The organism is Bacillus sp. 522_BSPC, from assembly GCF_001076885.1.
GTDB lineage: Bacteria > Bacillota > Bacilli > Bacillales > Cytobacillaceae > Niallia > Niallia hominis.
Window position 1 is genome coordinate 1 of sequence record NZ_JVDT01000138.1, and the last position, 10,856, is coordinate 10,856.

A 10,856-nucleotide genomic window follows, 5' to 3' on the forward strand; every position below is an offset into this window, starting at 1 on the left:
TGTTAAATTAGAATAAAGTTTGCAGAAGCGAGGAATCACGTTCACCCCTTGCCACATATGACTTCAAAGGCATTACCCAACTTTTTTAATGAGAATAAAGTTTGCTCAAAGATTTGCCCGTTTTCAGCAGAAAAGTAATTCTAAAAATAAAAAAGATAAGAATAAAGTTTGCTTAAACATAGTGGAGAGATCACCATCTAGAGGAGTGACCAAAACCCAATTAGGGCACCTAACGGTGCCCCCTGTACCATAACCGATTCTTGCCTTCTAATGAGGTGCCTATGCAATTGTACTTTTTAAATTTGTTGGAATTGCCGAAATTGGTGGAGGGGGATCTTAATTGGCTATGGTTAAGAGAAGATAAGCCATTAATGGGGTGTTTTCGGAGGAGTTGACTTGGCGTAATAAGGTGGTAATTACTACATTTCGAGCATTCCCATGCGGAGTATATGCTGCTATGGAGGAGTCCTTCCGTATTTGAGGATGGGGTATACCTTATTTATACGATTGGATAGATGCTGGTATCTGTTTAGTGGGTGTTTCAGTAATGATATTCGCACCTCGCCAATAAATGAGGTATCGAAGATACCTTTAACCCATCGGCCTCATACATAGCACCTTACGGTTTCTCATATACCACCGTCAATCCCATACTTTCCACGTTACCCATACATAATTATTTATTTTTATTATTATTTATTTTTTTATGGGCGAGTGCTTAAGTCTGAAGCATGGTGTACCTTCATGGACGTGGACTTCTCTTGAAAGAGGAAGCACTCTACTATACCTTGCGGTTTCCCCTGTACCACCGCCATTCCCATACTTACCTCGTGGCCCATACCTATTTATTTATATATATTTATTTTTAAGGGCGAGGACCTTGCTTGGGGCTTGTTACACGTTACTGGACGTGCGCTTCCCTTGAAAGATGAGGCACACTACTATATCTTACGGTTTCCCCTGTACCACCGTCATTCCCCATACTTACCACTTGACCTCTGCCTAATTATTTATATATTTATTTTTTTATGGGCGATGACCTATACGGTATTACCCAGCCCGTAAGTGTCACCTTGTCCCTCTCGAAAACCCTTTGGTAGCCCACAATAAACATAAAAAAGCCTCGTGAATATACCCATACTCTGGATACACCCACGAGACTTTAAGCAAACTTTTTTCTTCTTAAGCAGACTTTTTTCTCATTCTGCAAACTTTATTTTTATTTAACACCAAGGTTTAATTTTCATATCACAAAGAATTTCAAATTACTCCACCGTAACACTCTTAGCCAAGTTACGTGGTTTATCTACGTCACAGCCTCTATGAAGCGCTGCATAGTAAGCAATTAATTGTAATGGTACTACAGAGATAAGGGGTGTTAACAGATCGTGCACAGTTGGTACGATGTAGCGATCATCATCCATTTCTAATCCTTTCATGGAAATGATGCAAGGATTTGCTCCACGAGCTACTACCTCTTTTACGTTACCACGGATGCTTAAGTTAACACTTTCTTGTGTTGCTAATGCGATAATAGGTGTTCCATCTTCAATTAAAGCGATTGTTCCATGCTTTAATTCTCCACCTGCGAAACCTTCTGCTTGGATGTAAGAGATTTCTTTTAATTTTAGAGCACCTTCTAAACCAACATAGTAATCAATTCCACGTCCGATAAAGAATGCATTTCTTGAGGTTTCAAGATATTCCTTAGCGATTGCCTCAAGCTCTTCCTTATCTTCAAAAATAACTTCCATTGCATTTGCGATGATGCCTAGTTCATGAATAAGGTCAAGATCAACGTCATAGCCTTTGCTTTTCGCCATTACTTCTGCAAGGATAGATAATACAGCCATTTGCGAAGTATATGCTTTCGTTGATGCTACAGCAATCTCAGGACCAGCAAATAATAATAAGGTATGGTCAGCTTCACGAGACAATGTGGAGCCTGGTACATTTGTAATGGTTAGCGTTGGATAACCCATTTCCTTCACTTGTACAAGTACTGCGCGACTATCTGCTGTTTCTCCACTTTGTGTAATGAAAATGAACAATGGTTTTTCCGAAAGCAATGGCATATTATAGCTAAATTCACTTGCAACATGAACCTCAACTGGAATTTTTGCTAATTTCTCAATAAATTGCTTTCCAAGAAGACCGGCATGATAAGATGTACCAGCAGCAACAATATATAGACGATCTGCAGCATTTACTGCTTCAACAATTGCTGGATCAATCGTTAGCTTACCATCCTTATCTTGATATTCCTGAATGATTTTGCGAATAGCTACTGGCTGTTCGTCAATTTCTTTTAACATATAGTGAGGGTATGTTCCCTTTTCGATATCACTAGCATCTAATTCTGCTGTATATGCTTCCCGGGAAATAATTTCTCCCTCTAAAGTCTCAATTGTTACACCGTCTTTTGTCACGATAACAATTTCTTTATCCACTAATTCCACATATTGATCTGTTACTTGTAGCATAGCCATTGCATCACTTGCAATGACATTGAAGCTTTCACCTAAACCGATCAATAGCGGGCTTTTATTTTTTGCTACATATATCACGTCTTTGTTTTGCTCATCTAATAAAGCAAAAGCATAAGACCCTTTTAATAATTTTAATGTTTGAACAAATGCTGCCTTTACATCGCTTCCTGCTTCTACAAAATGTTCAATAAGTTGAACTACTACTTCTGTATCTGTATCACTTTTTAAAGTACTATCAGCAAGATATTCTTTCTTTAATAAGTCGTAGTTCTCAATTACTCCGTTATGAACAATAGTGAAACGCTCTGATGCACTCTTATGTGGGTGAGCATTTAATCTGCTTGGTACACCATGTGTTGCCCAGCGTGTATGACCAATTCCTGCTGGTGCGAATACTTCTTCATCCACAATATTACGAAGGTCCGCAATTCGTCCTTTTTCTTTAAATACTTGAACTCCTTCTCCATTGCTTAATGCAATACCAGCTGAGTCATAGCCTCTATATTCAAGTTTTTCTAACCCTTTTAATAAAATCTCTTTCGCATCCTGGTTTCCAATATAACCAACAATTCCGCACATACTTCTTTTCCTCCGTTCTAAGGGAGCAAGAAGTCACTATTTAAGGGAACAAACTTGCTCCCTTACCTCTGATTATTTTTTTAATAAGTCTTATCACTTTCCATTGTTAAGTTCCCATCCATGCTTCTATTCCCTTCGGATAAGCATTTAAAAACGGAACAAGTAAACGATACTACTTAAAAGTAATGCTCTTGTTGCTAGCATGCCCTACTCTTTGTGCATTAAGTTGCCTTAATGTTTTAAAGTAGTACTTACGATTGGCTAACACAACCGGGAGGCATCCGCCGAAAAATCGATAAACCTCCTCCTCGTCAACTAGTTTCGTGTCGTCCATCACTAGTCCAGGCGCTTCACTTCCTATTTTCACTCCTATCCTCCTTGTTAATAGTTTCGCTTTTTCAAAAAGCAATTTAATCATACCCTACCTAGAATCTTTCCGTCAAATACATTCCTATGACAAAATCGTAAATTTTTATTTAACTAAGTGAAGTAGGATACATTCCCGACACGAAAAGGGAAAAATAATAGGGTGAAAACCATTCCTTCTGAAATGTCCTTCACCCTAATAATGTATTCTACCGTGCTAAATTCGTTCCTAATTGAATAGATATTAGTATAAGCTTATTCTTCTGGCAAACCCATTTCTTCTTTAACTACTTCAGAAATGACATTCACATAAGCCTCACATAATTCCTCTGTTGGAGCTTCAGCCATAACACGAACAAGTGGCTCTGTTCCAGAAGGACGAACTAATATTCTACCATTTCCATTCATGTCTTTATCCACTTTAGCAATAACTTCTTTTACTTTTTCATTATCTGTGACATGGAATTTATCCGTGACTCTAATATTCACTAATTTTTGCGGGAATTTTTTCATTTCTCCTGCAAGCTCGGATAATTTTTTCTTTGTTACTTTCATGATGTTAACCAATTGCAATCCAGTTAAAAGACCATCACCTGTTGTGTTGAAGTCAAGAAAAATGATATGTCCTGACTGTTCTCCACCAAGATTATAGCCGTTACTACGCATTTCCTCCACTACATAACGATCACCAACAGCAGTTGGAATGCTTGTGATTTGATGCTGTTCTAACGCCTTATAGAAGCCTAGATTGCTCATTACGGTAGATACTACTGTATTATTTTTTAGTCTTCCTGTCTCTTTTAAATATTTTGCACAAATATACATAATTTGATCGCCATCTACTATATCTCCATTTTCATCTATAGCTATCAAACGATCTCCATCACCATCAAATGCTAATCCGACATCTGCTTCTTTTTCCAAAACAAATTTAGCAAGTGCCTCTGGATGTGTAGAACCTACTCCATTGTTAATGTTTAAGCCATTCGGTGATGCTCCCATTGTAGAAATATCAGCATCTAAATCTGCAAATAAATGCATTGCTAAGGATGATGTTGCTCCATGTGCACAATCTAGGGCAATATGAATACCTGCAAATTCTTCATCCACTGTCTGTTTTAAAAATTGTAGATACTTCTGACCACCTTCAAAATAATCATCCACCTGACCAAGGTCAGCACCAGTTGGTCTAGGCAATGTATCTTCTTCTTTATCGATTAGTGCTTCAATTTCTAACTCCTGCTCATCAGAGAGCTTAAAGCCATCAGGACCGAAAAATTTAATTCCATTATCTGCGACCGGGTTATGCGATGCAGAAATCATCACTCCAGCCTGTGCTCCTAAAGCTTTTGTCAAATAGGAGACACCTGGTGTAGAAATAACACCTAAACGCATTACCTCTGCACCGATGGAAAGTAATCCTGCTACAAGCGCACCTTCCAGCATGTGTCCGGAAATACGAGTATCTCGTCCGATTAATACCTTTGGTCTATCGTGGTCTTTTGTTAGGACGAAACCACCATATCTTCCTAGCTTAAACGCTATTTCTGGTGTCAGTTCACTATTTGCCACACCTCGTACTCCGTCCGTACCGAAATATTTACCCATTTCTATATCGCTCCTTCTAACTAGTAATAGATCACGTTTTCTGTTAAGCTTCTTTATTCGTAATGGACACACTTGCTGTATCAATAGCAAGTTCCCACTCTATATCTTCAGGTCCATCTACCGTAATAGGTACTTCGTGCTTGCCATCATCCATCCCTGTTAAATCTAAATAGAGGTTAAAATCAGAGGCACTTAAATCCCTGATTATGTTTTCCTCTCCAGAAATACGAAGACTTGTACTACTACTTTTTGGATTCTCAATGGTTGCTTCCAAATTACTATTCAGTCCTTGAACAGTAATAGGTATACTACTTACCGTTTTGGTTTCTATCTTTTCAGCAGCTGCCGCTTCCTCTGAATCCTGATTCTCCTCGTCCGCATCCTGTTGCTCTTCCGTAGCGGTTACTTTCACCGTTACCTTAACAAGCTTAGGATCCACAGCCGTTACACCATTGGATATGATAACTGGCAATGTTAATTCCTCATCTTTTTCAATTTTACTTAGATCAACTTCTACTCTTGTACTGTCCACTTCTTTCAAAATATCTTCTGGTGCACTTATGGTTACTTCCTTTTTATCTAATGTAATGGAATCAATCGTTATATTTTCAGGCGGTGTGCCTTGCTCCACAATATTGATAGGTACTGTTTTACTTGTTCTTTTAACAGGAATATTCACTTGCACTGTTTCTGGTTCCACTTGCACATTTAATTTATTCAGACTACTATCCAACACAGAAACCTTCGCTTGCTGACTAACCGACTCATTTATGTTTCCGTCAAGATTTACATTTGCTTTGACATAAGCAATTTTCTCTATATCGTCTTTTGCTCCTGTAACCTTAACTGTTTTTGGTTCAACTTTTGCTGTTCCAGCTGCATAGCCATCTTCAATAGAGCTACTACTATATTCAGCTTCCACTGTGAATTCTTCTGTTACCTTTTCCTTCAGCGTAACTTTAATTGTTTCTGGATCAATTGTAGCTTTAATTTTTTCGGATAAATCTTTTATTTGCAGTGGAACATTTTTACTACCTAGTTCTGCATTTGCTAAATTAACATATACTTCAAAGTCCTTTTTCAGTTTTGCCTGTTGTATATGAACAGTTGGTCCCTTCAACGTTACCGTAACTGTTTTTGGTATACCTGTTACAACAACGTTCTCAGTATCGTAATACACCGTTACCGGAATATCCTCTAAAATAGCAGTTTCCGAATCACTAGGGACGTTGACATCTGTTGAACTTTCATTGGGATCATATACATAGGAAAAAAGTAAGAGAGCAAAAGCCAAAGACAATACTTTAGTAAACCAATTTTTACCTATCACATGATTAAACAGTTTATTCATTTTTCTTCCCCTTCCAGCTCCACTTACTTGTAGTGGTTTGTTTAGTAGAAGGTGTAATCAAGGCACTAGATAGCATATCTCTGAATGCATCTAGTTTTAATTCTCTATGCAAATCACCGTTTTTCGTTATAGAGATAGAACCCGTTTCTTCTGAAACAACAACGGTCAAACTATCTGTGACTTCACTAATACCTAAGGCAGCTCTATGTCTAGTTCCAAGCTCTTTTGAAATAAAAGGACTTTCCGATAGAGGAAGGTAACATGCGGCTGCGGCGATATTCGTTTTTTGTATAATAACAGCTCCATCATGCAGTGGAGTATTTGGAATAAAGATATTGATCAATAGCTCTGATGATATCTTTGAGTCAAGAGCAATTCCTGTTTCTATGTAATCACTCATTCCTGTTTCTCTTTCAATCGTAATTAATGCTCCTATACGTCGTTTAGCCATATAGTCTACTGCCTTAACAATGGACTCTACTAATTGCTGTTGTAGTTCATGTTCTTGAACCACAGACCTCGAGAAGAATTTTCCTCTCCCCAGTTGCTCTAGAGCTCTTCTTAATTCTCCCTGGAAAATAATAATAAGTGCTAATGCACCCCATTGTATTACCTGCTGCATCATCCAGCCTAATGTTTGTAATTGGAAATAGTCACTTAACATCTTTATGATTAGGATAACAAATATCCCATTCAACAACTGGACAGCTTTCGTCCCGCGTATGATGGTGAAAATTTTATAAATGACATACCAAACAAGGATAATGTCTACTGTATTCGCTAAATATTTTAAAAAAGGGAAATCTACAAACGACATTTTCCTTCCTCCAAAGTATATATTTCAAAAGTTGCTACCTTAAATAGTTTATTATAACCCTCCATATTGATAATATAGCGGGATGAAAAACCTACAATTATCATATTATAACACAATTCAAATTAATACAAAGAAAAGCACAACCAACTGGCAAGAAACAGTCATTGTCCACTAATTAGTATATGTGTATTCATTGTAATTAGCCCTCTTTTTACCAGAAAGATAAACGGACTTCGTATTTAAAAGTAGTATGGTTTTTTGGAGCTATAGTATTTCAGAAGCAGTTATATTTATCCCTTTACTTAATAAAAAGAACCCTGCAATCTTCAAATTGCAGGGAGGCTATTTGCTTCTTTATTGTCTTTCGTAAATAATCCCGTAAAGTCGGTCACGGTTTTCTTTATATGGTACCAAAGCCACTCGAATACTTCGTTCACTTCTTTTATTTCTCCAGTCACTTGGTTGGCAGAAGCCATATACTTTTTCCCATTAATGACTGTTACATTTCCTTCAACTTGTCCTTCTATTTTAATATCACCATTTCGAACAATAATATCACCTTTTACTGTTTCTCCCTCTGGAACAATAGCTGTATTATTTTCTACTAATATATTGGGCTGTTTCGAAACAGAAAATTGATGATCCTCATTCCATGCAGACATTAAACTAGACACCATCAAAATTAAAAATAATGAGGCTGCAGCAAGCATAGGATGGTGCCGTAGCCAACGCTTCACTCTTACTTGTTTTGGCTCTTCTGGCAACCTATCAAGTATATTCTCCGTGAAGTTCATTGGTGCCTGGATATGTGAAGTACTTTGGACCAATGCGATCGTTTTCTTCAGTTCATGAAAATGTGCTGCACATTCTTCACACTGGTCTAAATGTTCCTTTAATTCTTTCAAATGCACTTCTTCTATTTCTTCATCAAGATATTGATGCATATAGGAAATAATCTTTGTTGAACATGTCATATTAATTTCACCTTCTTTATCAGACATACCGTAATTGTTTTCTCAACGCTTCTCTTCCCCTGTGAATGCGTGTTTTAACTGTTCCTAAAGGAAGCTCCAGAATCTCACTTATCTCGTTTAAAGAAAGTTCTTCGATATATTTTAAAACGATAACTGCCCGATACTTTTCAGGAAGCTTTGAAATTTCCTGTTGTATCATTGCTTGTAGTTCCATGCCTTCCACATCTTCCTCAGGCAATCTGCCATCTGACGGAATTTGCGAATACATATTAAGGCCGTCTGTACCCGGAACTTCCGCATCAAGATAATAATCTGGCTTTCTTTTTCTTATACGGTCAATACATAGGTTTGTTGCAATCCGATATAGCCATGTCGAAAACTTATATTCCATATTATATCGATGGATATTAACATATGCACGAATAAAAGCTTCCTGTGCTATATCCTCCGCTTCATGCCTATTTCCTAGCATCCGATAACTAATTTGAAACACTTTATCTTTATATAGCTCGATTATGTCACCAAATGCATTTTTATCCCCTTTTAAAACTTGTTGAATCCTTTTTTTTACGATTGCTTCCATCTATTTACCTCCGCTCTAGTGCGGCTAATCGATTTACGAATCGACAGCAGGAAAGGTTTCATTTTTTCTTAAAAAATTTTTTATTATGTATTTAAAAAATAAACGGTTTTCGTTCATTATGTTTCTATAGGTGAACTGCTTAAAATAACTTTCATTTCCATTACCTAGCATTTGACCTCTTATGACCTCCTAAGCTTAGCTCTCATGTTTCCCTCTTTCTCCCTTACATTTGCGTGAGTCAACATGTAATCGAGCTGCTCTATATTACTTTTATACTTATTAAATAATTTATCTGGAGAACAAAAAACAAAAAAATATACCCCTTTTTAAGAAGTGAAAATTCTCCCTATAATGCACATCTATCTTTTTTAGGATACTCATTCTTATTTTAACAAATAATGCCACATAATGTTTGAAATTTTTAGAATTGGTTATAAAAAAGAGTAATAATATGCTAAAATCAAGACAAGCATTATTGGATTAATGGAGTTTATATTTAATGGAGAAATAATTAAAAAACATATAGAGGGTGAAACAATTGAGTGATATTAAACTATTAAAAGACATTGAAGAACATCGAGAAATGATGATCTATTTGGCAAACACCACTTCTTTTTCACACCCAACAGTTGTTGACATAAGTACAAAATTAGATTTGCTATTAAATAAATATGAAAAATTAAGTAGTGAATTAACTATTAAATAATAATAAGGTAACTTTATTCCATTTAATCCACTTATGATATGAAAAATAGTGTACTTCCATTCCTACTTTTTAGATTTTGGAATAAAGTTACCTCTATAAATTTATAGTAATTTTTCCCCAAATAAAGACCCCATCAATGCTACTGCTAAAGCCGCCGTTTTATTTCTTTCATCTAATATAGGATTGACCTCTACAAATTCAGCAGAAGTAATTAGTCCTGATTCAGCTAGCATTTCCATAGCTAAATGACTTTCCCTATAACTTATTCCCCCTGGTACCGGTGTTCCGACACCTGGCGCATCATTAGGATCTAAGCCATCTAGGTCAAGGGATAGATGGACCCCATCTGTTTTGTCCTTTAAATAACGAACTGTTTCCTCCATTACTTTCGTCATCCCCATCCGGTCTATCTCATGCATCGTAAACACTTTAATTCCCAATTCTTTTATTAACCTGCGCTCACCTTCATCTAAAGATCTTGCACCAATAATCACTACATGCTCAGGTTTAATTTTAGGTGAAATTCCCAGTAAATTGGTTAAACGTTCATGACCATATCCCAAACTAGCAGCAAGTGGCATCCCATGAATATTCCCAGATGGGGAAGTTTCTGCTGTATTTAAATCTCCATGTGCATCATACCAAATGACGCCTAAATTTTTATAATGCTTAGCCAAACCAGCTAATGTGCCAATTGCGATACTATGGTCTCCACCTAACACAAGTGGAAAAGACTTTGATTGAATAATTTTATCTACCATTTCTGCAAGCATTTGATTTTTTTCTGCTATTAAATGAAGATTTTTAAGATTACTTTGTTTATCTATTATTGTTTCTGGTCTTCCTACTGCAATATCTCCCCAATCTTCTATGGAAGAAAATAGCTTTGATAATCTTTCAAATATCCCTGCATAACGAATAGCACTAGGTCCCATATCTACGCCTCTACGCATTTGTCCAAGATCCATCGGCATACCAATAATAGTCAGCTTTCTCATGAAAATCCTCCCCAACTGCTTATCTATTTTCCCTATATTGTACCTTTTTCCAAATCGATGACTCAACTAGACATTTTTATGCATATATATGCGAATATTCAAAAAAATAAAAACGCTATTAAAGAATCTTATCTTCTAAGATAGGTAGACGAACAGTGAGATCATTGGCATGTCCATTTTAATGTACCCTTTCAAGCCATCATTCAAATAAAGCGTATACCAGCAAAATAAATCATTTTTTTACGCATTTAAATAGAACCATTTTCATTTTAAATGCTTTATTATATTGTGAATAAAAAGACAAAAAAACCAAACACTTATGTGTTTGGTTTAATTTAAGAATGAGCCATGGAGGATTCGAACCTCCGACCCTCTGATTAAAAGT

10 protein-coding genes are annotated in these 10,856 nt (G+C 36.5%); 2 read left to right on the top strand and 8 right to left on the bottom strand.

The genetic code is table 11. From position 1 onward, the window contains the following. Positions 1–490: 490 nt before the first annotated feature. Entirely contained in the window at positions 491–571 is an 81-nt protein-coding gene (locus ADJ83_RS26840; RefSeq protein ID WP_311226016.1) for a hypothetical protein, read from the top strand. A gap of 694 nt (positions 572–1,265) precedes the next feature. Here ADJ83_RS26840 and glmS read toward each other — a convergent pair. From glmS to sigW, 7 genes are all read right to left on the bottom strand, one after another. Further along, on the bottom strand, positions 1,266–3,068 hold the full coding sequence (glmS, locus tag ADJ83_RS10995) for a glutamine--fructose-6-phosphate transaminase (isomerizing) (RefSeq protein WP_031540058.1): 1,803 nt from the start codon (positions 3,066–3,068) through the stop codon (positions 1,266–1,268). A 172-nt stretch (positions 3,069–3,240) separates the two neighbouring features. Beyond that, positions 3,241–3,435, bottom strand: coding sequence for a hypothetical protein (locus tag ADJ83_RS11000; protein ID WP_031540059.1), 195 nt, complete (start codon positions 3,433–3,435; stop codon positions 3,241–3,243). Positions 3,436–3,689: 254 nt separating this feature from the next. Beyond that, on the bottom strand, positions 3,690–5,042 hold the full coding sequence (gene glmM, locus ADJ83_RS11005) for a phosphoglucosamine mutase (protein ID WP_031540060.1): 1,353 nt from the start codon (positions 5,040–5,042) through the stop codon (positions 3,690–3,692). A gap of 43 nt (positions 5,043–5,085) precedes the next feature. Further along, positions 5,086–6,393, bottom strand: coding sequence for a CdaR family protein (locus ADJ83_RS11010; RefSeq protein WP_031540061.1), 1,308 nt, complete (start codon positions 6,391–6,393; stop codon positions 5,086–5,088). Next, on the bottom strand, positions 6,386–7,210 hold the full coding sequence (cdaA, locus tag ADJ83_RS11015) for a diadenylate cyclase CdaA (RefSeq protein ID WP_031540062.1): 825 nt from the start codon (positions 7,208–7,210) through the stop codon (positions 6,386–6,388). Before cdaA ends, ADJ83_RS11010 begins: the two co-directional genes overlap by 8 nt. 326 nt (positions 7,211–7,536) lie before the next feature. Beyond that, positions 7,537–8,184 (bottom strand): anti-sigma factor family protein, encoded by a 648-nt coding sequence (locus ADJ83_RS11020; RefSeq protein WP_035416754.1) that lies wholly within the window; start codon positions 8,182–8,184, stop codon positions 7,537–7,539. 19 nt (positions 8,185–8,203) lie between these two features. Continuing rightward, complete coding sequence (gene sigW / locus ADJ83_RS11025) at positions 8,204–8,767, bottom strand: RNA polymerase sigma factor SigW (RefSeq protein WP_031540064.1); 564 nt, start codon at positions 8,765–8,767, stop codon at positions 8,204–8,206. A 529-nt stretch (positions 8,768–9,296) separates the two neighbouring features. Between sigW and ADJ83_RS24870 the strand changes: the two genes are divergently transcribed. Then, positions 9,297–9,473, top strand: coding sequence for an aspartyl-phosphate phosphatase Spo0E family protein (locus ADJ83_RS24870; protein WP_231512606.1), 177 nt, complete (start codon positions 9,297–9,299; stop codon positions 9,471–9,473). Positions 9,474–9,574: 101 nt separating this feature from the next. Here ADJ83_RS24870 and rocF read toward each other — a convergent pair whose 3' ends face one another. Continuing rightward, positions 9,575–10,471: an arginase gene (rocF, locus tag ADJ83_RS11030; RefSeq protein WP_031540065.1), complete on the bottom strand. Its 897-nt coding sequence runs from the start codon at positions 10,469–10,471 to the stop codon at positions 9,575–9,577. Between the last annotated feature and the right edge of the window lie 385 nt (positions 10,472–10,856).